At 54.4% G+C, this 24,219-nt stretch carries 19 protein-coding genes; 15 read left to right on the forward strand and 4 right to left on the reverse strand.

Annotated elements, in window-relative coordinates:
- Window positions 1-10: 10 nt before the first annotated feature.
- The 11 genes from NST08_RS04240 (at window position 11) to NST08_RS29885 (ending at window position 14,762) form a co-directional block, all read left to right on the forward strand.
- Window positions 11-850, forward strand: a complete 840-nt coding sequence (locus tag NST08_RS04240) for a carbohydrate ABC transporter permease (protein WP_007132705.1) — start codon at window positions 11-13, stop codon at window positions 848-850.
- Window positions 851-935: 85 nt separating this feature from the next.
- The gene (locus tag NST08_RS04245) at window positions 936-2,306 is read left to right on the forward strand and encodes an ABC transporter substrate-binding protein (protein WP_341341481.1); all 1,371 of its coding nucleotides are present in this window, start codon (window positions 936-938) and stop codon (window positions 2,304-2,306) included.
- A gap of 89 nt (window positions 2,307-2,395) precedes the next feature.
- Window positions 2,396-4,396: a sensor histidine kinase gene (locus NST08_RS04250; protein WP_341342607.1), complete on the forward strand. Its 2,001-nt coding sequence runs from the start codon at window positions 2,396-2,398 to the stop codon at window positions 4,394-4,396.
- On the forward strand, window positions 4,389-6,023 hold the full coding sequence (locus tag NST08_RS04255) for a response regulator transcription factor (RefSeq protein WP_341341482.1): 1,635 nt from the start codon (window positions 4,389-4,391) through the stop codon (window positions 6,021-6,023). Before NST08_RS04250 ends, NST08_RS04255 begins: the two co-directional genes overlap by 8 nt.
- A 63-nt stretch (window positions 6,024-6,086) precedes the next feature.
- Window positions 6,087-7,910 (forward strand): heparinase II/III domain-containing protein, encoded by a 1,824-nt coding sequence (locus tag NST08_RS04260; RefSeq protein ID WP_007132701.1) that lies wholly within the window; start codon window positions 6,087-6,089, stop codon window positions 7,908-7,910.
- A 26-nt stretch (window positions 7,911-7,936) separates the two neighbouring features.
- The gene (locus NST08_RS04265; RefSeq protein ID WP_210095588.1) at window positions 7,937-9,073 is read left to right on the forward strand and encodes a glycoside hydrolase family 88 protein; all 1,137 of its coding nucleotides are present in this window, start codon (window positions 7,937-7,939) and stop codon (window positions 9,071-9,073) included.
- A gap of 163 nt (window positions 9,074-9,236) precedes the next feature.
- Complete coding sequence (locus tag NST08_RS04270) at window positions 9,237-11,249, forward strand: DUF2264 domain-containing protein (RefSeq protein ID WP_210095590.1); 2,013 nt, start codon at window positions 9,237-9,239, stop codon at window positions 11,247-11,249.
- A 484-nt stretch (window positions 11,250-11,733) separates the two neighbouring features.
- Window positions 11,734-13,002 (forward strand): threonine ammonia-lyase IlvA, encoded by a 1,269-nt coding sequence (gene ilvA, locus NST08_RS04275; protein WP_028407068.1) that lies wholly within the window; start codon window positions 11,734-11,736, stop codon window positions 13,000-13,002.
- A gap of 589 nt (window positions 13,003-13,591) precedes the next feature.
- Window positions 13,592-13,888, forward strand: a complete 297-nt coding sequence (locus NST08_RS04280) for a transposase (protein WP_007131733.1) — start codon at window positions 13,592-13,594, stop codon at window positions 13,886-13,888.
- 11 nt (window positions 13,889-13,899) lie between these two features.
- Window positions 13,900-14,511, forward strand: coding sequence for an IS3 family transposase (locus tag NST08_RS04285; protein ID WP_341035058.1), 612 nt, complete (start codon window positions 13,900-13,902; stop codon window positions 14,509-14,511).
- Between the two features lie 23 nt (window positions 14,512-14,534).
- The gene (locus tag NST08_RS29885; protein WP_167324143.1) at window positions 14,535-14,762 is read left to right on the forward strand and encodes an IS3 family transposase; all 228 of its coding nucleotides are present in this window, start codon (window positions 14,535-14,537) and stop codon (window positions 14,760-14,762) included.
- Between the two features lie 330 nt (window positions 14,763-15,092).
- Here NST08_RS29885 and NST08_RS04290 read toward each other — a convergent pair whose 3' ends face one another.
- From NST08_RS04290 to NST08_RS04305, 4 genes are all read right to left on the reverse strand, one after another.
- The gene (locus NST08_RS04290) at window positions 15,093-15,383 is read right to left on the reverse strand and encodes a YfzA family protein (RefSeq protein ID WP_210095616.1); all 291 of its coding nucleotides are present in this window, start codon (window positions 15,381-15,383) and stop codon (window positions 15,093-15,095) included.
- 81 nt (window positions 15,384-15,464) lie between these two features.
- Entirely contained in the window at window positions 15,465-16,397 is a 933-nt protein-coding gene (locus NST08_RS04295; protein WP_341341483.1) for a hypothetical protein, read from the reverse strand.
- Between the two features lie 130 nt (window positions 16,398-16,527).
- Window positions 16,528-17,190 (reverse strand): DUF1129 family protein, encoded by a 663-nt coding sequence (locus tag NST08_RS04300; RefSeq protein WP_341341484.1) that lies wholly within the window; start codon window positions 17,188-17,190, stop codon window positions 16,528-16,530.
- Window positions 17,180-17,527 carry a PadR family transcriptional regulator gene (locus NST08_RS04305; RefSeq protein ID WP_251536263.1) on the reverse strand — a complete coding sequence of 116 codons (348 nt, stop codon included), beginning with the start codon at window positions 17,525-17,527 and terminating at the stop codon, window positions 17,180-17,182. Before NST08_RS04305 ends, NST08_RS04300 begins: the two co-directional genes overlap by 11 nt.
- 670 nt (window positions 17,528-18,197) lie before the next feature.
- Here NST08_RS04305 and NST08_RS04310 point away from each other — a divergent pair.
- The 4 genes from NST08_RS04310 (at window position 18,198) to NST08_RS04325 (ending at window position 23,928) form a co-directional block, all read left to right on the forward strand.
- On the forward strand, window positions 18,198-20,225 hold the full coding sequence (locus NST08_RS04310) for a penicillin-binding transpeptidase domain-containing protein (RefSeq protein ID WP_341341485.1): 2,028 nt from the start codon (window positions 18,198-18,200) through the stop codon (window positions 20,223-20,225).
- A 153-nt stretch (window positions 20,226-20,378) separates the two neighbouring features.
- Window positions 20,379-20,762 carry a penicillinase repressor BlaI gene (gene blaI / locus NST08_RS04315; RefSeq protein ID WP_341342608.1) on the forward strand — a complete coding sequence of 128 codons (384 nt, stop codon included), beginning with the start codon at window positions 20,379-20,381 and terminating at the stop codon, window positions 20,760-20,762.
- A gap of 375 nt (window positions 20,763-21,137) precedes the next feature.
- The gene (gene bla / locus NST08_RS04320) at window positions 21,138-22,088 is read left to right on the forward strand and encodes a class A beta-lactamase (RefSeq protein WP_341341486.1); all 951 of its coding nucleotides are present in this window, start codon (window positions 21,138-21,140) and stop codon (window positions 22,086-22,088) included.
- A gap of 67 nt (window positions 22,089-22,155) precedes the next feature.
- A complete protein-coding gene (locus tag NST08_RS04325; protein WP_341341487.1) occupies window positions 22,156-23,928 on the forward strand; it encodes a BlaR1 family beta-lactam sensor/signal transducer in 1,773 nt (590 codons plus the stop codon).
- The last annotated feature ends 291 nt before the right edge of the window (window positions 23,929-24,219 follow it).

The raw sequence follows: 24,219 nt of genomic DNA on the forward strand, positions 1-24,219 counted from the left end.
GGAGGAAACCATGCACACGTTACTTCGGGCCGACTGGCGCAAGGCGTTCGTGACGGCGGTCATGTTCGCGGTCAGCATTCTGTTCCTGCTCCCTTTTGTCTGGATGCTCATCACTTCCTTCAAGGTGGAAAAGGACGTCTTCGTTTACCCGATCCAATGGATCCCGAGGGAATGGAACGCCATTGAAAATTACAAGGAGGTGTGGTTCGGCGATTACCCGTTCTACCTCTACTACTGGAATTCGATCAAGGTCAGCCTGCTGACCACCGCGATTTCGGCGCTGGTGTCGGCGCTGGCGGCCTACGGCTTCTCGAAAATCCAGTTCGCCGCAGGAAAATGGCTGTTTCTGATCGTACTTTTCACCTATATGATTCCGGGTCAGGCAATCCTCATTCCGCAGTTTATTTTGTACCGCAATATCGGTCTGTTCGATAACCATTTCGGCCTGATCGTGCTCGGCAGCTTTAGCGTGCTGGGAACGTTCATGCTGCGGCAATTTTTCATGGGCGTGCACCAGGAGTTTATCGAATCCGCGAAAATCGACGGAGGCAGCCATCCGCGCATTTTCTGGTCGATCGCGCTGCCGCTGGTCAAGCCAGCCGTTGCAACCTACGCCATTCTCCGGTTTATCTGGACTTGGAACGACTATCAGAATCCGCTGATTTTCCTGCGCACCGACGGGCTGTTCACCATTCCGCTGGCGATGCAGAAATTCACGTCATTAAGCGGCGAATTCTATTCCCTGATCATGGCCGCTGCGGTCTCGGCGATTTTTCCGCTGCTCATCGTGTTCATCATCGGGCAGAAGAGCGTCATTGAAGGCATTGCTTTAGGAGGCGTCAAGGGCTAAAGCCGAATCGGCCGGCCTGCAATAGATCAACAGCTACGACCCATCATCACGGGATCCAATCGAAAACATGGGAGGTTGCAATCGAATGTTGAATAAGAAATGGCAAGCCGGCTTGCTGGCCGGCACGCTGCTGCTCGGGCTGCTGTCCGGGTGCGGCGGCGCGAAGGAGCAAACGGCGCAGGGAGAGAGCGGGCAAGAGGGCAACAAGATCAATCTCAGACTGTATACGTACGGCACGGAGGAAGCTTACAATTGGAAGGAGACGCTGGCGGCATATGAGGCGAAGACGCCCGGCGTGACGATCGAGCTCGTCCAGCTCAGCGAGAAGGGGGACACCCAGGAGGCGTTCAAGAAGCTGGATCTCGAAGCGGCATCGTCGGCGCAGATGGACATCCTCATGTTCAGCGACCCGGCCGGTTATGCCCAGCGGGTGGCGCTTGGCATGGCGGAGCCGCTGGATGAATATATCGCCAAGGACGGCTTCAGCGTGGAGGAGGACTACAAGGTCGACACTCGGCTGGACGGAAAAGTGTATGCGCTTCCCGGTAAATTCAATCCGTGGTACGTGCTGTTGAACAAGGACCATCTTAAGGAGGCGGGACTTGCCGTTCCGACCGACTGGACCTGGGACGACTATGCGGATTACGCGAAAAAGCTGACCCAAGGCGAGGGCTCTGCCAAGCGTTACGGAACGTATTTTCACGGGCCGCAGGGCGGCGGATGGCTGGAGTTTCTGAAGCTCAAAATGGCGAACCAGCCGCAGGACACCGACTTTTTGAAAGCCGACGGCACCTCCAATCTGGATAACCCGACCTTCCGTGAGACGCTGGAGCTTCGGGTGCGCATGGAGAAGGAGGATCAATCCTCCGTGCCGTACACGGACATGATTTCGCAGAAGCTGAATTACCGGACCCAATTCTTCAATCAATCGGCGAGCATGATCACGATCGGCAGCTGGATGAACACGGAGATCGGAGGAACCGATAAAGTGCCCCTTGAGTTCGAGGTCGCCGTCGCCGCGTTCCCGAAAAACAAGGAGGGCGATCCGACCGGACTTACGCCGGTAACGACCGACTACGTGGCTGTTGCCGCCAAGTCCAAGCATAAGGAGGAGGCTTACAAGTTCGTCCGCTGGTACACGACCGAAGGTCAGGTTGTCCAAGGCAAGAACATTCCGGCATGGCAGGGTGTCAAGAGCGAGCAGGTCGAGAAAATCATCGACACCATTCTCGCCGGAACGAAAAGTCCGGAGAAGGTCGACAAGAAATCGCTCATCGATACCCTGGTTGCTTCCAAGGCTTCCGCCATCGTTCCGCCGGCTCCGTATCAAGCCGAGGTCTATGAGGCGATTAATGAGGAGTACGAGAAGCTCATTCTCGGAAATCAGGATATCGATCAGACGATCCGCAATTCCCAAGAACGTGTGAACAAAATTATCGAATCCAACCAAAAATGATCTGATATAATGACAGAAAAACCAAAGGGGCGAAATCTTCGTCCCTTCTTGGCATCAACAGAAAGTTTGAGGATCTCGGGGTGAAGGACATGTTGACCCGGCTGAAGAGGTGGGTGCCGAGCTCCATCCGCCATAAGCTGATCTGGGCGTCGGTCGCTTGCATCGCGGTGCCGGCACTCGTCAGCTTAATACTCTACAATGCGATGACGAAGGAGGCTTTGAAGGAGCAGGCCGTACAGAATGCGAATGACGCGCTCCAGCTGATCCGCGGCTCGGTGACGAATCTGCTCTCAAGCAAGCTGAATATCGCCAATTACATTCAGGTGAATTCCACGTTGAACTCGTATTTCAAACAGGTCGCCTCCGGCAATGAGGAGGCCGATCCATACGATCGGTTCGTGGAATCCCGCCGTGTGCTGGAGCATATCGAAAGCTTGACGGTCGTAGGCGAGCCCAGCTATGTCACGGTGCTGCTGACCAGCGGCGCCTATTACATGAACTATTCCGTAAGCGATTACAATCCGCTTGATTATATGGACCAGCCCTGGTTCGACCGGATCCACCGGCTTCAGGGGCTGGAGTCGCTCTGGGTTGGACCCGAGGAGACGGTATTTCGCTCCGACCGGATGGATCATCCGTATCAGCTGTCCGTCGTTCGAACGCTCCGGCTTCCGGATTCGGATATCTACGGGTATGTCATCGTAAGCTTTACGGAGGATCAAATCAGCCGGATCTTCGACTCCCTATCCGAAGGGAGCGACGTGCTGATGCTGGATGGCAGCGGCATGGTGGTATCCTCCCATCATCCTGAACGTATCGGTACGAAGTTCCCGTACGTGGAGGAATGGAGCGGATCGGCTCCTTACGCGATCATGCCGATGGACGGCGAGAAGCATTTAATGGTGGAGCAGGATATCCCCTTTGCCGGGTGGCGGCTGGTGCTGATGCAGCCTTATAAGGATGCGATCGTTAATATCAATGCGATCTTTAGCCGCGCGTTTCTGCTTCAAATGGGCTCCTTTCTGGTTTTTCTCATGCTGCTGATCGGACTTGTACGTACGTTTACGAAACCGCTGGTCCGGCTCGGCAAGGCGGCGGCTGCCGTTCAGCGGGGAAACCTGGAGGTGCGCTCGCATGTTCGGGGCAACGACGAAATCGGGCGTCTGGGGCATCTGTTTGACGATATGCTGAGCCGCATCCAGACCATGATTTTCGAAATATCCGACAATCAATCGAGAAAACGAAAGGCTGAGCTGAAAATGCTGCAGGCGCAGATTCATCCGCATTTTTTGTTCAATGTTCTGAATTCGATCCGGATGAAGGTCATGAAGCGGGGAGACCCGGAAAGCGCCAGAATGATCGGCTCGCTGTCGATGCTGCTCCGGATGACGATCAGCCGGCAGGAGGATGAGATCGCCCTCCACGAAGAGCTTGAGCTGATCTCTCATTATCTGGCGCTTATGAATCTGCGACAGAAGGAGGAGGTCAGGCTTGAGCTTGACATCGCTTCGGAGGCTCTGCTGCTGAAGGTGCCCCGCTTCTTCCTGCAGCCGATCGTGGAGAATGCGCTCATCCACGGGCTGAACCGGCGGGCAGGGGTCATCTCGATCACGGCTGTGGTGGAGCCGGGGGGCATCATCCTGCGCGTGAAGGATGACGGTGCCGGCATGGACCCTTCGGTGCGGGAGCGGATCGCCCGCAGCTTGCGCCTCGGCGCGGGCGACGCCATTGCTGCTGCGGAAGATGCCGAACGGGGCAGGCCGAGCGCGGTCGTCCCTGAAGGCTCCCAAGTGCAAGGGCAGACAGGGACGGGAGATCGTACGGTGACTGCGAGTTCTTCCGGCGCTGCCGGTGGCGATATGGCCGGTTCAGGTTCGGATGCGGGTTCGGATTCGGATTCTCAAGCGCTTCGCACATCGTCTCCCATGGATGCGCCGGGGAGCGGCTTTTCCGGCATCGGCCTGTCCAACGTCATGGAACGAATGCGAATGGTGTTTGGTTCCGGGTTTCAATGCGCTGTTTACAGCGAAGAGGGTCAAGGGACGGTGATCGAAATGTATATACCGGAAAGAGGGAATGCCGATGTATAACGTGATGCTGGTCGATGATGATTATCCGGTGATCGAGCTGCTGTCGGAGACGATACCGTGGGAGGAAATGGGCCTCCGGCTGATGGGAAGCTACGACAACGGATTAAGCGCCTGGGAGTTTGCCAAGACGCAGCCGCCGGACATTCTGATCACGGATATCGGCATGCCAAGGATGAACGGATTGGAGCTGTCGGAACGGATTCGCGAGGTGAAGCCGGATGTGCGCATCGCCATTCTGTCCTGCCACAGCGAATTCCATTATGCGCAGCAAGCGATGCGGCTAAGCATCCAGGATTATCTGCTGAAGGAGACGCTGGACCCGAGCGAGCTCGCCCGGCTGCTTGTGCGGTTCAAGCAGGGGATGGATGAGGAAGCCGAGCAGGGCTGGGAGAAGAGCCGGATGCGGCATCTGGCTTCCGAAGCTCAGGAGCTGCGGCGGGAGCAGCGCATGAAGGATTTCGTGCAACAGCCGCTTCTGTCCCCGGAAAAATGGCGGCATGAGCTGTCGGAATTCGGCGTGCTCCGGGGGAATGATCACTGCCTTCCCGTGATCGGCTATCTGGAGGAGCTGCGGCAGATCAAGCAGCGCTTCGCTTCGGAGCAGACCCTCCACTTCGCCCTTGGCAATGTGCTGCGCGAGGTGCTGGGGAGTCTGAAGCCGGAGGCCGTGCATATCCGGTATGACCCAAGATGCTCGCTGTTGCTGTTCTCCTACCGCCCCGGTCTCCGGCATAACGTTTACGATGAGGTCGGAGCCTGTCTAAGACAAGTGCAGTCCACGCTCTTCCGGATCCTGAAGATCCGCATGTCCTTCATCATCGGGACCGGCTGCGACAGCCCTCAGTCGCTGAAGCTGGGCCTCGGGGAGCTGCTGGGCAGCGAGCATCAGCGGTTTTATATGGAGCCCGGGACGATCGAGAAAATCAAGCCGAAGCAAGGCGGCGCCAAAGTGGGCAGCGCCTCCGGCCTGTACGACTGCTATGAACAGGCCAGCCGGGAACTGCTGGAGATGCTGCTTGGCAAAGCCGGGCCGAGCGATGAGGACCCGGCGGACCGGTGGATCTCGCGCATCCGCGAAGCCGAGTACGCTCCCGAAGCCGTCAAGGACTGGCTACTTAAGCTCATGCTTGATCTCAAGCTGAAGCTGAGGCTCCATCTGCTGCCATCCATGCCGCAGACCTATGCGGCCGATACGCTGCATAAAGAGATGATGGACATGGATGCTTTGAGCGAGCTGCATGTCTGGCTGAAGGCGTATCTCGCATCGACGGCCCGCGAGGCCGGCAGAGGATGGGGAGGAAGCCGAAGAACCGAGGTCGCCGAGGCATGCAGGTACGTGTCCCTTCGGCTGGACCAGCGGATCTCGCTTGATGAGGTTGCGGGCTTCCTGCACCTGAATCCAAGCTATTTCAGCCGGATGTTCCGGAAGGAGACGGGAATCACCTTTATTGAGTATGTCACCCGAATGAAGATGGAGCGCGCGAAGGAACAGTTGCTGCGCACCGACCATACCGTCGGGGAAATATGCGAGAGCCTCGGCTATGATAATGTAAGCCATTTCGCGAAGACGTTTAAGTCCCATGCCGGGGTAACCCCGGTGGAGTATCGGAGCCGCTTGAGCGTTTGATTGTTTTGAGCATTTTAAGCGTTTGATGAAGGCTGGACGAAAATTGGAGGGGGAACGGTACACATGGAGAAGAATCGGGAGCTTGGCTCTATCGTTCGCGGGATGGCCCCGGCGGATCTGCGGCTCTATTACCCGGGCGGAGATCAGCGACGCTTCTGGCAAGGCGTCCTGAGCCATCCGGCATACCGGAGCGCGCTCCGGGAGATCGAAGAGGAAGGCGTGCGCTTGTCGCAGGATTCGATCCCCCAGCTGACCTATGGGCTGTTCGCGTTGTATGAACGGCAGGGGACGAGGCTCGAGTATGAGCGGGTTTACTTCGAACGCAGACGGAGAATGAACACGTTCGCGCTTCTGTCGCTTCTTCACCCGGAGCGGGAGGATTATTTGACGTCTCTGCACGACATCCTGTGGGCAATATGCGACGAATATACGTGGTGCCTGCCCGCGCATGTGGATGCCTCGTCTGCGGAGAAAATCCGGGGGACCATCGATTTGTTCAGCGCCGAGACCGGGTTCGCCTTGAGTGAAATCCGTCTGCTGCTCGGAGATATGCTGCCACCGCTGCTTCATTCAAGGATAGCTGACGAAGTGAACGAGCGGCTGTTCAAGCCCTTTCTGGATCACATGCACGGTTGGGAGACGGCGACCCACAATTGGTCCGCCGTGTGTGCGGGCTCTGTCGGCTCGGCCGCGCTATTGCTCGTGCAGGATTCGGAGCGGCTAACCCAAATCCTGAAGCGTACAGAAGCGAGCATGGCTTGCTATCTTCAGGGCTTCGGTGCGGATGGCGCTTGTCTGGAGGGTCTCGGCTACTGGAATTACGGCTTCGGTTATTTCGTTTATTATGCCGATCTGCTGCGCAAACGCAGCCGGGGAGCGATCGACTGGCTCCGGGAGGAAAAGGTTTCGAAAATCGCTTTGTTTCAGCAAAAATGCTTCCTTGGCGGCGGGGCGGTCGCAAACTTCTCCGATTCCCAGCCGCGTGCTGCCGTCCAGACCGGCTTGTCCCACTACTTAGCGGGAATCTATGAGGCGTTCGAATCTCCGCCCCTCTCCCTTTCGGCGGGGTATCGGGAGGATCATTGCAGCCGCTGGGCACCGGCCCTGCGGAACCTCATCTGGCTGGATCCCGGGAGAACGGGAAAGGAGTGGGGGGAGGCCGACTATTATTTGGAAGACGCCCAGTGGCTCATTTCCCGGGTCGCGTCCGGTCATGAGCGATACGGGTTCGCGGCCAAGGGAGGACGAAATGACGAGCCTCACAATCATAACGACCTCGGGCACTTTATCCTGTACGGTGCGGGGGAAGTATGGTGCTCGGATCTGGGATGCGGGGAATATACGGCCGACTACTTCGGCGAAGGGCGGTACGGCTATGATTGCAACGGTTCCCAGGGGCATTCCGTGCCGGTGATCAACGGCCGGGGGCAGAGCGAGGGGCCGGACAGCGAAGCGATCGTGCTCGAAGCGTCACTGGAAACGGAAGAGGCTCGGCTGCGGCTCGATTTGACGAAGGCATATCGCGAACCCGAGCTGCTTGGACTTATACGGACGATGGTATGGAACAAAAGGAGGCCGCAGCCCGAACTGACCGTCATCGACGAGTATCGCTTCAACCGACCGCCGGACAGCCTGCTTGAGCGAATCGTTACGCGGGTGAAGCCGGACATCCGGCTCGAGGACGGGGAACATGCGGTCGTTCTGGGGGGCAGTAAAGGGAAAAGCGGATTGGTCATCCGATATGACGATGGTCGGCTGACGGCCGCCGTTCAGGCACGTACGTATCGTGATCATTACGGCAAGGAAGCGTTGTGGTATGCGGTTGATTTTGAGGTGAAGCAGCCCGAAACGGTCATGGCGCTGGCGTTCGAGTTTCGATTCATTTAAGTCAAAATAGGCGAAGGAGAATGAAGATGAAGACGGAAGCGGCATTGGATTGGAAGACGGAAGCATGGATGAAGGCGCTGGCGAAGACGCAGCGGAACGTCAAGCGCATTGGAGACGGCTTCCCGCATGCAAGCCAGAACGGAAGGTATGAGCTGGAGGCGCCGCACTGGTGGACTGCCGGCTTCTGGCCGGGCATGCTGTGGCTGCTGTACACCGGCAGCCGGGACGAGGAGCTGCGCGCTGCTGCGGAAGCCTGCGAACGACGGCTGGATGACGTACTGAACGATTACGTGCGGCTGGATCATGATCTCGGTTTCATGTGGACGCTGACCAGCATGGCGTCCTATAAGCTGACCGGAAACGAGACGTCGAAGATTCGGGCGCTGAAGGCGGCGAATTATTTGGCCGCACGCTTTAATATTAAGGGCCGGTACATCCGGGCGTGGAACCCATGGATAGAAGGGGAGGACAACGCCGGGCTGGCGATTATCGACTGCTCGATGAACACGCCGCTGCTGTTCCTGGCTTCGGAGATCAGCGGAGATCCGCGGTACCGGCATGTGGCGGAAGCGCATATGGATACGGTCGTTCGTGACTTTGTCCGTCCGGACGGATCGGTCTATCATATTATCCGGTACGATCCGGCAACCGGCGAACGCCTGGAAGGCCTCGGCGGGCAGGGCTATGCGCCGGAATCGGCCTGGTCCCGGGGAACCGCCTGGGCGCTGTACGGCTTGACGCTCGCCTATCATCATACCGGAAAGCAAATTTATCTGGATACAGCGAAGACGGTCGCGCATTTCTTCCTGGCGAATCTGCCGGAGGATCATGTGCCGTATTGGGATTTCCGCGCACCGGATGAAGCGAGGATTTACCGCGATTCTTCCGCCGGCGCGTGCGCGGCCAGCGGTCTGCTGCTGCTCGCGGAGAAGGCTGGGGCCGTGGAGGCATCCATTTACCGAACACCGGCTCAGCGAATTCTTGAATCGCTGTACCGAAACTATGGTGCTTGGGACGATGACAACGAGGAGGGCTTGATCCTCCACGGAACAAGCCATGTGCCGGAGGGGCGCAATATCGACGTGCCGCTCATCTATGGGGACTACTTCTTTGTGGAAGGCTTGGCTCGGCTTCAGGGACAGGGGCCGTTTTACTGGGAGTAGCTTTATTAGGTAGCCGCGCCGTGCGTACGGCTTCCTATGGGTACGGTGTGTGGACGGTATGGTGTATGGTCTGAAGTAAAGCCGCTGCCCGGCCATATGTCCCGGGCCCGGAAAGATGAAGCTTGGCGAAGGAGCGTGAAGCAAAATGAGTCTTCAAGGTAATATGAGCATAGATAGGACGAACTGGCCTGCAGCCGGCGCTGGCCTGCACCCTGTTGCGGGGAATCCGCTAAAGACCCGGCAGGATATGTACCGTGCTCTCGGCGAGCTCCTTGCACCCCTGCAGCCGTATTACAGCAAAGGGTACGCGAGACTGTCCATCGGGAGCACAGGCACGGGGTATTCGGCGAATGTCGCCGAGATGGAGGGCTTCTCCAGGGTGCTCTGGGGACTTGTACCAGCCATTGCCGGCGGAGGTCATGAGGAGCTGTGGGAGCGGTGCCTGGACGGCATCCGCACAGGCACGGACCCGGAACATGAGGAGTACTGGGGAGAGGTCACCGATTATGATCAGCGGCTTGTCGAGATGGCGGTATTCGGTTTGGCGCTGGCACTTGTGCCGGACCGGATTTGGCATCCGCTGAACGAGCGGGAGCAAGCCAATCTGTACCAATGGTTGAATCAGATCAATAGGCACCCTTGTTATGACTGCAACTGGCTGTTCTTCAACGTGCTGGTTAACATCGGCTTCCGGAAGGCGGGCCTTCCTTACGATGAGGAGCAGGTGGAACGAAACCTGAACCGGATCGACGAATTCTATCTGTCAGGCGGGTGGTACAGTGACGGTGTCGGTGGACACTGCGATTACTATGGGCCTTTTGCGATCCATTACTATGGTCTGGTCTATGCCCGGCTGATGGCAAATGAGGACCCGAAGCGCGCCGAGCGGTATCTGGAGCGGGCCGCTGCCTTTGCTTCGGACTTTGTCTATTGGCATGCGCCGGACGGTGCCGCCATCCCCTACGGCCGGAGCCTGACCTACCGGTTCGCGCAATCCGCCTTCTGGTCGGCGGCGGCATTCGCAGGTATGGACGGATTCAAGCCGGGCGAGCTCAAAGGCCTCGTGCTGAGAAACCTCCGTTGGTGGTTCCGGCAGCCGATCTTCGACCGCGGCGGCATCCTAACGATCGGGTATGCCTACCCGAACCAGATCATGTCCGAAAATTATAATTCGCCAGGCTCCTCCTACTGGTCGCTAAAAACCTTTCTCGTACTGGCGCTGGCCGAAAATGACCCGTTCTGGACAGCGGAGGAAGAGGAGCTTCCAACGCTGGAGCGTATCTCCGTGCAGGAGCCCGCGCACCTGGTCGTCTGCCGGGAGCCGGAGACCGGTCATGTGACGGCTTTTAATACGGGGCATTTGTCCTCCAATGAGCATACGCACACGTCGGCCAAGTACGAGAAGTTCGCCTACTCAACTGCCTTCGCGTTCAGCGTTCCGCGTGCGGAATGGGGGCTCTCCCAAGGTGCCTTCGATTCCATGCTCGCCCTCAGCGAAGGGGATCAACTGTTCAGGGTGAAGCGAAAGTGCGAGGAAGCGTGGATTCAGGATCAGGTGCTGTATGCCAGATGGAAGCCTTGGGCGAACGTTGAAGTCCGTACCTGGCTGGTGGCGGGACTGCCTTGGCATATTCGGATTCACCGGATTCATACGGAAAGGCCGCTGGAGGCGGCTGAGGGAGGTTTTGCCTTAGGGCTTGGCGAGCGTGGTGTGGGCTTGACGGAAGGCGGGGGGGCTATCGTTGAGGGTCGAAGGGCTGCGGCCTCTACCCTCTGGGGCGGAAGCTCCGTGCACGGCCTGCTCGGATTTGACGCGGCTGAGCTGATCTATCCGCATGCAAACACGAATCTGCTGCATCCCCGCACCGTTATCCCAACGTTAAGAGCAAGGCTTGATCGAGGCACCCATTGGCTGGTTTCGGCCGTATACGGAAAACCGCGGGATCTTGGATCGACATCCGAGCAAGCGTGCCCTGGACCACGCTCCCATGGTGTCCATTCGGAGGTTATTGCTGGCAATGATCCTGCTGCGAAGCAGCAACGTTTCTCGTTGGTTGCAGGTGCTGATCAAGGTGCGGGTCAGGCTGCCGCGGAGAAGCTTGGAGTACGCATCGGGCAGGGGAACATTATTATCACTTCTCTGTCGGGAATCCCGATTACGATCGCGATGGATTAGGCGGAGTGTCACTGTCCAAACCAGATTACGACTACGATGGATTAGCGCAACGTCTCAAGCGGGTTGCAGGCATTTCACCTCTTGGCCGTTTATTTACAGTACGGGTGAGGTTACCCTTCCTGCAAAAAATATGTATGTATCGGGCCGGGGAACTCTCCGGCCTTATCTTTTTTTTGGAAGCTATCTGTTCTTTGAGAAATGGGAGATTGGAAATGTTTTTAGCATCTGCTGCACCTTGTTTTTCGCCTAGGTCAGAATCGTGCGTATGCGGGCGATCAAAATTGCTGCTTAGTCAACGAGTCAAGGAGTCTCTTGTATTCCCCGATGGATATTATTAGAGGGAGCAGCGTATTCCGGGCTAAAATTCGTGTAAAATGACCCGAGAAATTACGATGAAAAGTGTTACAATAGGAGAAATAAAAAAAGTTCAAGGGTAGAGATAAAGGCGATTTTGCCGCCCGGACGGTGAAGTGGAGTGAGAGAAGTGAAGGAATTGCAAGCTGAGCGCAAGGCCGTCAGCATGGAAGATATCGTACGCGCGCACCATGTGCTTCGCGAAGTGATCGTCCGCACCCCGTTGCAGCGGGATGCCGTATTATCAGCCAAATATAATTGCGATGTGTATTTGAAGCGAGAGGATCTGCAGGTGGTCCGGTCATTCAAGATCCGGGGCGCTTACAATATGATTCGCAGCTTGTCCGATGAGGAACGTCGTGCTGGCATCGTATGCGCCAGTGCCGGCAATCACGCGCAGGGCGTGGCATTCTCGTGCAATGCGCTCAACATCAAGGGCAAGATTTATATGCCAAGCACCACCCCGAACCAGAAGGTGAAGCAGGTGAAGCGTTTCGGCGGGGACAGTGTTGAGGTGATTTTGACGGGGGATACGTTTGATGATGCCTATCATGAAGCGATCAAGGCTTGCGAGGAGCATGGAATGGCCTTTATCCATCCGTTTGACGAAGCGAAGATTATCGCCGGGAACGGAACGATCGGCATGGAGGTTATGGAGGACCTTGATGCTCCAGCTGATTATGTATTTGTGACCATCGGCGGCGGCGGACTTGCGGCCGGGGTGGCGACCTATGTGAAAACGGTGAGCCCATCGACACAAGTCATCGGTGTTGAACCGCTTGGCGCGGCCTCCATGCTTGAGTCGAAGAAGCAGGGCGAGGTTGTCACGATGGACGAAATCGACAAGTTTGTGGATGGAGCTGCGGTCAAGCGCGTCGGGCAGCTGACCTATGATATTTGCAATGAGCTGGTGGACGACATCGTGATGGTACCGGAGGGGAAAGCCTGCACAACCATCCTGGAGCTGTACAACGAGAATGCAATCGTTGTTGAGCCTGCCGGTTCGCTGGCGGTGGCTGCACTGGACATGAACCGGGATAAGATTCGCGGCAAAACCGTTGTGTGCATCATCAGCGGCGGAAACAATGACATCGACCGGATGCAGGAGATCAAGGAGCGATCCCTGATCTATGAAGGGCTGAAGCATTACTTCATGATTAATTTCCCGCAGCGTGCCGGGGCTCTGCGCGAGTTCCTCGAAGAGGTGCTCGGCCCTGACGACGACATCGCCCGGTTTGAATATACGAAGAAGCACAACAAGGAGAACGGGCCTGCGCTTGTAGGAATAGAGCTGCTTCGTCCGGAGGATTACGGCCCTCTCATCGAGCGGATGCAGCGCAAGGGTCTTGACTACACCGAGCTGAACAAGAACATGAATTTGTTCAACCTGCTGATCTGATGCGGGTTAGGTAAAAAAGGAAGCCTCGCGTTGAAAACGTGAGCTTGATGGAGCGGGGAAGGGGCAACCGCTGGTGAGCCAGAGGCGGAAAGTCCCTTTTGGGGACTTGTTGGTGCGTCGCGGCGGGAATTTCCGTGAACAAGTCCCTTTTGGGGACTTGCTGGTGCGTCGCGGCGGGAGATTCTGCAAACAAGTCCCTTTTGGGGACTTGTTGGTGCGTAACGGCGCGAAGTCCCGTGAACAAGTCCCTTTTGGGGACTTGTAAGTGCGTAGCGGCGGGAATTTCCGTGAACAAGTCCCTTCTGGGGACTTGTTGGTGCATCGCGGCGTGAAATCCCGTGAACAAGTCCCTTTTGGGGACTTGTTGGTGCATCGCGCGGCGCGAAATTCCGCGAGCAAGTCCCTTTTGGGGACTTGTTGGTGCATCGCGGCGTGAAATCCCGTGAACAAGTCCCTTTTGGGGACTTGTAGGTGCGTCGCGGCGGGAGATTCCGCTAACAAGTCCCTTTTTGCAGCTAGAATAAAAAGTGGACACCCCTTAGTGATAAAACGATAATGAAACAAAGCAGACGAGAGGGTGTCAAAAAAAATGAGTGGCAATAGACAACATTACAACGAGACATTTAAGCGTGAAACCGTAAAGTACGTGCAAGAACAGTCGAAGACGCTGGAGCAGATCGCCGATGAGTTGAACATTAATCCAGGCACATTACGCAACTGGGTCAAAAAGTATCGAACATTCGAGCACGAGCCTGTCAATCATGGGGAAACCTTACGTCAGCAAACCCAACTTATCGAAGATCAGAAACGCGAAATTGATGATTTGAGAGAAGAAATTGCGATCCTAAAAAAGGCCATGCACATCTTCAGCAAAGAAAAGAACTAAGGTTCCAGTTTATCGAAGATCATCGCTCCGAGTTTCGATTGGAGAAGATGTGCGTTCTCTTTCACGTGTCTCGGAGCGGTTATTACAAATGGCGTACCTCTGAAGCTTCTGAACGGGAAAAACGTAAGGCAACGCTGGCTGAACGTGTGAAATGGCACTTCTATGACTCCGATGAAACCTACGGCAGTCCCCGAATACGAAACGAGCTGGTGAAGGAAGGATGGACGGTATCGGAACGTACGGTGGGCCTCATTATGCGCGAACATGGCCTTCGTTCATGCATGGCCCGTAAGTTCCGAGTGGTTACGACCGATTCCAAGCATGATCTCCCGATTGCCCCTAACGTGTTGGAACAAAATTTCAAAGCCACAAAGCCCAACGAAAAGTGGGTCGCTGACATCACGTACATCCCCTGCCGCCAAGGGAAACTCTACCTTGCGAGCATCCTGGATCTGTACACCAAACAAATCGTCGGTTGGAAGCTAAGCGATCGGATGACCACAGACCTTACCCTCGATGCCCTAAAGATGGCGTATGCTGCTAAGAAGCCTCCGAAGGGATTGATTCACCATTCCGACCGCGGTTCGCAATATGCCGCGCTAAAGAGTACCGTGAACAGTTGAAGCAATTTAACATGAAGCCCAGTATGAGCCGCAAAGGAAACTGCTACGACAACGCCTGTATTGAAGCGTTTCACAGTATCCTAAAGCGAGAATTCATTTACAGCAAACCTAAGTTTAAAACAAAAGAGGAAGCCGGGCAGAAGCTGTACCGGTACCTTGAATTTTTTTACAACCGAAAACGTTCTAACAGTACGATTGGGTATATGTCCCCGGTGCGTTTTGAGCAGTGCTATTACGAGTGCATAGCTTAGCTTAGAGGTGTCTACTTTCTTGACAGAAGAGCATTTGGGGACTTGTTGGTGCGTAGCGGCGGGAAATCCCGCGAACAAGTCCCTTTTGGGGACTTGTTGGTGAGTCGCGGCGTGAAATCCCGTGAACAATTCCATTTTTGGAACTTGTAAGTGCGAAGCGTTGACTTGCGCTCACATTGAAAAGCCGGATTCCCCTTCCAGGAATCCGGCTTTTTGGTTGTACTCAAAGTGCTTAGCATAATGCAGTTAAACCAATTGGACACATAACAATTAGAACTTAAATCAGCAATTGGTATTCGTTTTCCTAAAGTGTAGGTAAGGTTCTTAAACTCAGCGAGAAAAAACCTTTCTTATCACACTGATTATTCCAGGAACAAGAAAAAAGATGCCAAAAAAGACAGTAAGTAAATTATATTGGGGCGTTTCGTAGAAATTAAACCATTCAGTGAAAATAGTAGAGTCAAGAATCCTTCCAAATAACGTTCCATCCGTATCTCTGTAGTTAAGTATCCAACCTGTTGCTTCAGATGTGAAAAAGAACATTTGTGATAATAAAAATACGCCAATAGTAGATACCCAATAGCTTTTCAAAAATGGTACAATCGTTTGTTTCCTAACCAAAGTAATCCCATCCTAATCAAGTTACTATTCTCTATATATTACAAAATAAATATGGCTATTTAAGAATTAAGTTCCAATCGCTTATTCCAGCGGGAACTCCTTTTGGCGGTAGTCCTCGACTTCCTTTGTCAGCTTGTCATTGTTGCTTTTAAGGACGTCGGACCAGGCTTTTAGCTTTTTCAGGAACGGGCTGTTCTCGATGTCATTGCGCTTCAAGGCTTGATCCAGCGCTTGGCGCACCTCGGGATCAAGGAGATTATCTTCATAAGCGAAGAGCGGCGTGTTGTTGTAGCCGTAGAACAGGCTGAACTCCATGAACCACAGCATGCGCTCCACTTCAGCGGCCCGGTTTGATTTAGGATGAGCTTTTAGGAAAGCTTCCTGGACCAGCCCCCGATCAATGACGTCCGACCAAGGAATAATGAGTGCACCATCGCTGACGGATACCTTCTCGGATTCAACCACCATGATGTCGATATAGGCTTGAATATCTTTGTTAATATACGGCTTGTAAGACACCAGCGACTTATAGTCGACGATCGGGAATACAACGCCTTCGGTCGTGAACAACCGGTAGCCGCTGTCGCGCAAATTGATCAGGACTTGTCTGAGATTGTCGTCCTTCGTGCGGCTGAGCGTAGCGCTGATGGGCTCATTGTATTTGTAAATGTTCATTAGTTTGTCTTGGATGCCGGTCTTATAGACGATGTCGGTCTTGGCTGACAGCTGCTTTTTCATCGCATTCTCCAGCTTCAATACAAGCATGGTCGCCTGATAACGGGTTACGCTGCGGATATGCTTGGTGATATACTTCTTGGCGTATGCGACGTCTTTCTCCTTCAGCAATTTGCTGGCCTTGTTGTATACGGCATTGCCGAAGGCAGTGGCTTTATTTGAGGCGGCTGTTGAAGCTGATTTGGTTTCCGAAGAAGGGGCTGCTCCCGCAATGATTCCCGTCTGAAGGGATAGAGCAAGGGCAAGGATCGCAGCCACGGCGGACTTTTTGGATTTCATAAAGAGATTTCCTCCTTTTACCACGCATTACCCTTATCCTACCACCTTCTACCGGACATGGGTTTACAATTTTTTTGGAAAATATTAAAAAAATCTTCATGAACTATAACGAAATTGCGGCGATTTTGCATTATTTGCTCGAAAAAAACAGCTTCGTTCCCAAGAGTCCGATGACAAAAATGACAAGGCTGACCCAAGGCTGAATATGAAGCACCGGGAGCAGCCGCCCCAGCCACACGCCGCCGACAAGAATGACTACAGCGATAACGACGTAAATGCCCATATGGCGGATATTGATTTTGCGCCGCTCTTCTTCCGGTTGGAACGTTCCGTTCTTCATCCATTTCATTATTAATTGAATCAAGATGTAGGAGCCTCCGGCCAAGAGAATCAGCGTTGAAACCCGTACCTGCGTCATCCGCTCGACCGGACCTCCCGTCCAAGTGACAATAAAACCAACGATCGCCTGCACGAAAAAGAACCATGTCAACGAGATCCAAGGAATCATAACGTGAAGCTGCAGTTTGTTGAGGCCCTTCATAGGCGGCAGCTGCTCAACCAGGTCTTTGCAATAGACTTCCGGATCGCTGCCGAAGACTTCTTCCGCAGTCTTTCCTTTAGCCTGAGCATCCAGCAGATGCTGGCCGATTTCCAGCAGCAGCTCCTCGCCCTTTGCTTCATTGACGGAACTGCTTCGTATATAGACAACCATGTCCTGATAATATGACAAATTGCCGGGTGTCATTGCATCCTGAAGCCGGTTGTTTTCCTTGATCATTTGTTTAATCTTCATGCTTTTTGCCTCCGGAAGTTAAAATAAAGTCCACGCTCTCTTTAAGCGTTCCCCAATGCAGCTTGAATTGCTGCAGCGTCTCCTGTCCTTTGCCGGTCAGCCTGTAGTATTTGCGGGGTGGTCCGCCTGCACCCGGCTCGGAGCGTAGGGTGCCTTCGATTAACGCTTCTTTCTGCATTCGAAGCAGGAGCGGATAGATGCTTCCCTCGCTTACAAACGTCAGTCCGCTGTTCTCCAGCAAGGTGCTGAGCTCGTAGCCGTACACTTCCCGGTGCTCCATAAGCGCCAGGATGCAGCCTTCGAGAATGCCCTTGAGCATCTGGCTTTGTGTTGTCATAGATGGTGGTGGTCTCCTTTTTCCAACTAGGTTGTTATGCAAGGTAGGTGGGTGCGGCAGAGAATCTGGATTTCAGTAATCCCCCGGCTGATTTGCTACCTTATGTTAACCGCTACCTTGTTATGCAACCCATCTTAGCATGACTTGACTTGCAATGCAAGATAGTCGATCGAATGTTATCTGCTATGTGCTAGCTGGAAGGACAGGAATAATACGCGGCTTCGTTAAAAAGGTTGATGGGCTCATCCTCCGTTATCGAGCCTCTCGTGGTCGAGCCACTGTCGTCGAGCCACTGTCATGGAGTTGGGTGGTCGAGCCATGTCGTCGAGCCACTGTCATGGAGTTGGGTGGTCGAGCCATGTCGTCGAGCCACTGTCATGGAGCCTGGGTGGTCGAGCCATCGTCGTCGAGCATCTCCGATGTCGAGCGTCCATCGTCGAGTCTCCGAACTGACGATCACAAGAAGCAAGGCGTGATGGGATCCGCATCAGCTTCGATAGATTCGAGTTATTGACACATCTTGATTACAAATGTAGTATTCAATTTAGATTACATTAGTAATCTGTTTTTGGGAAGGCGTTTGAAAAGGGCTACGGCAAGAGAGCCGAAACTCCGGCAAGCTCAAATCTAAGGGCAACATTCTATCAAGAATCGGAAAAGAGGGGATTTCATGCGTTGTGTTCGATATGTGGGCTGTATCGTCATCATCCTGATCATGTTTACGGGCTGCAAAGAGAAAGAGGCCCTCCCGGAAGAGGTGTTTGATCGCTACATCGGGCTCTGGCAGCAGGGACAATATGAAGCCATGTACGAGCTGGTCTCCAAAGCGGCGAAAGAGGCGGTTCCTGCAGAGGCGTTCGCGGCTCGCTACCGTTCCATTTACGAGGGCATCGGCATGAGCAATCTGAGCGTGACCGCGCTGCCTCAAGCCGGCGAGTCGGCGACTGACAACGGATTAAGCGAAAAGACGTTTGCATATCAGCTTAAGATGAATACGAGCGCAGGCCCGATTGACGTTGAAGGGGCCATGCGCGTGGCGAGGGACCAGGAGACGGGTGAATGGAAAGTGGATTGGAAGCCATCCCTGCTCTTCCCATCGATGGAAGAAGGGGATAAGGTGACGGTTCGCACGCTGCAGTCGAGGCGGGGGGAAATCTATGACCGGTCGGGCAACGGGCTTGCCGTCAACGGAAGCATTGAAGTGATCGGGATCGTGCCGGGCGAACTTGGAGAGGCCAGGGAGAAGACGATTGCCCAGCTTGCGAAGCGGCTTGAAATCCCGGAATCGTTCATTCGGGAAAAACTCGCGGCTTCGTGGGTCAAGGATAATGTGTTCGTGCCGATCGTCAATGCGACGGGGGATCGGGCCCGCCTTGATTTTAGCGATTTGCAGGGTGTAACGAAACGGGACAAAGGCGCCAGGGTCTACCCCTACGGGGAAGCGGCCGTTCATTTAACCGGATATATCAGGCAAGTCACCGCGGAGGATATGGAGAAGCATAAGGACAAAAACCTGGAGCCCGACGACGTGATCGGAAAAGCCGGACTCGAACAAATTTACGACGATCGGCTTAGAGGAAAGGACGGCGTCCACATCTCGATCATCGCGGCGGACGGAACGGTGCGTGAGACGCTGGCGAAGGTCGAGCCGGCAAACGGCGAGGATATCCGCCTGACCATCGATGCCCGCCTGCAAGAATCGATGTATCGCTCGCTGGATGGAGACGCGGGAACGGGGGCGGCCATTCATCCGCGGACGGGGGAGATTTTGGCGCTGGTCAGCAGTCCGGCATACGATCCGAACCTGTTCATCCAAGGATTATCGGAGGAGCAGTGGAAATCGTGGAACGAGGACCCCAAGAAGCCGTTATTGAACCGATTCACGAAGCTGTACGCTCCCGGTTCGGTGTTTAAGCCGATTACCGCTTCCATCGGATTGCAGCTTGGCGTGAGCTCCGTCGATGAGGTCAAAACGATCGAGGGACTGCGATGGGCCAAGGATGGCAGCTGGGGGAGCTATTACGTGAAACGGGTGAGGGACGTACCCGTCGAGGATCTTACCGACGCGATCGTCAATTCCGACAATATCTATTTGGCCCAGGAAGCGCTCGAGATGGGGGCCGAAGATTTCAGCAGGGAGGCGGAGAAATTCGGGTTTGGCGCATCGTTGCCGATTGACTATCCGTTCCCGAAGGCAAGCCTGTCGAACGATGGCATCACGAACGAAATACTGCTGGCCGATTCCTCCTATGGACAAGGGGAAGTCCAGATGAGCCCGCTGCATCTGGCCTTGTCCTACACCCCATTCATCAATGAAGGGAAGCTGGTTGCGCCCGTATTGGAGCTTAAGAAAGACAAGGAGCTTCAGGGGGAAGCGCAGGGAGAACGGGTTCTGACCCCGGACACGGCCGAAGCCATCCATCGTATGCTGCTTAGGGTCGTCGACGATCCCAAAGGGACAGGGCACGGGGCATATATCCCGGGCCGCAAAATTGCGGGGAAGACCGGCACCGCAGAGCTGAAGCGAACGAAAGCGGAAAGCGGGCAGGAGAACGGGTGGTTCGTCGTTTATGATGCAGACGGATTCGATTTTCTGATGGCCGTTATGATCGAGGACGTGCGCGATCGCGGCGGCAGCGGCTACGTCGTTCGCAAAACCGCGCCGGTGGTAAAGGGTTACGTGGAGAACCGGCACTAACGTCCGGTTTGAAAAATTGGAAGAGACATGCGATATTAAGATCAGCAGCCGGATCGGACCGTTTGTTTCCATCCGGGATTGGACCGCGGAAGGTATGCGGCATGGCCGCCTTCAATCTGCGGTGGAGTCAAAATGAATCGGGAAGTGATGAAAGTGCCTGAGCAAGTGCCAAAAATTTCGGAAGCGGAATGGGAAGTCATGAACGTGCTGTGGGAGAGATCTCCGCTTACCGCCAGCGAAGTCATTCAAGCATTACAGGAGAAAACCGATTGGAAGCCGAAAACAATTCGTACCTTGCTCGACCGTCTGGTCAAAAAAGAGGTGGTCGGCGTCAATCAGCAGCAAAAAGTGTTCACGTTCACGCCGCTGTATTCCCAGAGCGAGTGTCAGCGGGCTGAGGCGAAGTCGTTTCTCAATCGCATCTACGGCGGGACGATGAAATCGATGCTTGTTCATTTTTTCGAAGAGGAGTCGCTAACGGAAGAGGAGATCAAGGAGCTGCGTAACATGCTGAACGAGAAATCCGACAAGCAGTAACCGATGACTTTGCGCAAATAGCGGTCTCGCCGCTGCCTATCCCGGCGCGCGGTGTAATGGTGATTGCCGCACGATGCTAAAGCGTCGACGCTTGGACGACAAGCCAGCGGTCGAGGATCGGAAATAGGGGATAAACGATTCATGTAAAGCCAAGGAGAGTTCGTTCTGAAGGTTGGAACGAGCTCTTTTTTATTGGAAAAATAGGGTTCAACTTGCACGACCGAGCGTTTCAAAAAGAGATCATGCGGAGCATTTGACAACAACAGATTACAAATGTAGTATAATGATAGATTACATTAGTAATCCAACTGATTGGAAAGGGGGACTAAGAAAACATTCGCACCATCCTAGATCAAGCTGAAATGAGGATTGCATATGTTAAAAGCAAAACATTCATATCATTTTCGGACCAAGCCGAAATGGACCATAGTACCGATTGTGCTAACCGCTATACTTATGCTTGCCGGTTGTATGAAGAATGAAGCTCCAGCCGCCGAGACCGGGAAGGAGGTTCCGCCTCCGCCGTCTACCGTGGAAGCAGCAGCAACCGATCCGTTGTTTGAAAACCTGGAGAACGAATATGACGCGAGGCTCGGCGTTTACGCCATCGACACGGGATCGGGGGAGACGATCGCTTATCGGGCGGATGAGCGTTTTGCGTATACGTCGACCTTTAAGGCGCTGGCTTCGGGCGCGGTGCTTATGCAGAATTCCGTCGAGGACATCGACGAGATGATCTCCTATTCCGCCGAGGACCTCGTGACCTATTCGCCCATTACGGAGAAACATGTTTCGACGGGGATGACCCTTAGAGACATTATGGATGCAGCCATTCGCTATAGCGACAACACGGCCGGCAATCTGCTGCTTAAGCAGCTGGGCGGACCGGACGGCTTTGAGGCGGCTTTGCGGCAAATCGGCGATACGGTTATCCAGGCCGATCGTTACGAAACCGAACTGAATGAGGCTGTGCCTGGGGATGACCGTGATACAAGCACGGCACGAGCTTTAGCCACCTCGCTCAACGCTTTTGCCCTTGGCGATGTGCTTCTGGAGGATAAACAAACGATACTCACGGACATGCTGCGGGGCAACACGACGGGCAACGAGCTGATTCGCGCGGCCGTGCCCGAAGGCTGGGTCGTCGGTGATAAGACGGGGGCAGGGAGTTATGGAACGCGGAACGACATCGCCATTGTCTGGCCTCCGGAGGGCGATCCGATCGTGCTCGCGATTTTATCAAGCCGGGATGCGCAGGATGCAGACTACGACAATGCGCTGATCGCTAAGGCAGCGGAAGCTGCGCTTTCGGCCCTGAGGGATTGATTTGATATATCGCCCGGGTCATGCGATAGTGGTAGTATCTCGTTAAGGAAGAAGGGAGAGCGGCGACATGTTGTTTTCGATGCTGGTCGCAGGCTGTATCATATCTAGTATTTCCGCAGCGGGAATGATGGGCATCAAAGCCGTGTTTCGAAAACAACTTACCGCGAGGTGGCACTACCGGATTTGGATGCTGTTATTGGTCGCGTTAACGATTCCTTTTATGCCGGGGCATTTATTTCAATTCTCATCGTGGGTTCCCGGTTTGGGCGGGCCGCAGCACCGTGACTTAGGCGTTGCCGGGGACGGGGCCGGATTGCAAGAGGCTGCTAATGCGAATATGCTGCAGGACTTCACCATCTCCGTGAACCGGGGGACGCCGGAGTTTCTGCAAACCATGACGGTAGGCATATGGATCGCAGGTTTGCTTGTTTTTGCCCTGATCATTCTGCAAGCTTGGCTGAGCATCAGACGGATGAAAAAAACGGCCCGCCCCGTATCGAATGCGGATGTGCTGGCCGTATTGGAGGAGTGCAAGCGGAAGCTTCGTATCACCCGGGAAGTGATGGTGTTGGAGTCGCCGCTTGTTCAATCGCCCATGCTGGCTGGCGTGCTGAAACCCTCCCTGATGCTGCCGTCCCGGTGCATGGATTGGCTTTCCATGGATGAAATCCGATATATCTTGCTGCATGAATTAAACCATTGGAAAACGAAGGATAACGTTACGAATTACGGGATCGTGGCGTTACAAGCGGTGTATTGGTTCAACCCGCTCATCTGGATGGCTCTGAAGCAGATGAGGCTGGATCGTGAAATCGCCTGCGATCATGCCGTGCTGCAATCTTTGGACGAACGCTTCCATAGCGATTACGGCCAAACGATTCTCCGTTTTGCGAGCCGAGTACCGCATTCCGCACCGTTCTCGCTGGCGAGCCCCTTTGTGGGCCCGAAGAGCCCGATCCGACATCGCATCGAGACGATTGTCCGGTTTCGGGCGGACTCCAGGCGGCAAAACATCAAGAGTCTTGCGGTTGTTGCGCTTGCAGCTCTCATGGTGGCAAGCCAGCTTCCCGTCGCAGAGGCCATGAACCGGGACGATTCGCGATATGATTTTATGGGTGAACATACCGAATACGAGGATCTGAGCGCCTATTTTTCGGATTATGAAGGAACGTTCGTGCTGTATGACCTGAATGCTGACCAATACCGCATCTATAACGAATCGCAAAGCACGCGGAGAGTGTCTCCGGACTCTACTTATAAAATCTACAGCGCTTTGTTCGGACTAGAATCAGGGGCCATTTCGGCCGAACGCTCGACCATCGAATGGAACGGCCAAAAATACCCGTACGATGCCTGGAATAGGGACCATAACCTGTTTACGGCGATGGATAGCTCGGTCAATTGGTACTTCCATGCGCTTGAGAACCGGATGGACCGGGGCGAGCTGCAGGGGTATCTCGAGCGAATCGGGTACGGGAATGCCGATCTATCCGGCAGGTCCGAGCCGTTTTGGCTGGAATCGTCATTAGCGATATCGCCGGTTGAGCAGGTTCAATTGCTGAAGGCGCTCTATACGAATCAATTTGGATTCGACGATAAGCATATCGAGACGGTGAAGCAAGCGATCCAACTGCAGGAAAGGGGCGGTGCCCGTCTGTTCGGCAAAACCGGCACAGGCACGGTCAATCATAAAAACACGAACGGTTGGTTTGTCGGTTACGTCGAGAAGGAGGGCAACACTTACTTTTTTGCAACGAATATTGCGCATGAAGATCAGGCAAGCGGGAGTACGGCGGCCGAAATATCATTGCGGATATTGAAGGATAAAGGCATCTACTGAAACAGGGAATAGAAGGGTGTTTTTTCAGTCAAGACGTTGCTCATGAGGGGAAATTCTTGCTAAGAGGTTGCGAGGGTAGGGCGCCGTGCACGACGGCCGTCTCTAGAATGGCGAGAGCATTCAATTGAAAACGTGGGGTGATCGCATTCGCTTAAGATATGGATCTTGGGCGGATGCTTTTTTCTGTGTGTAAACTCGGATGAAGGAACTTTATTATGACGTACTGGAGTCGCCTTGCTATAAACTGATGTTCTTAAATTTGACAGCAGTTTATGACGATTTGTATATGTT

It is taken from the genome of Paenibacillus sp. FSL K6-1566 (genome assembly GCF_038050475.1).
GTDB lineage: Bacteria > Bacillota > Bacilli > Paenibacillales > Paenibacillaceae > Paenibacillus_AQ > Paenibacillus_AQ lactis.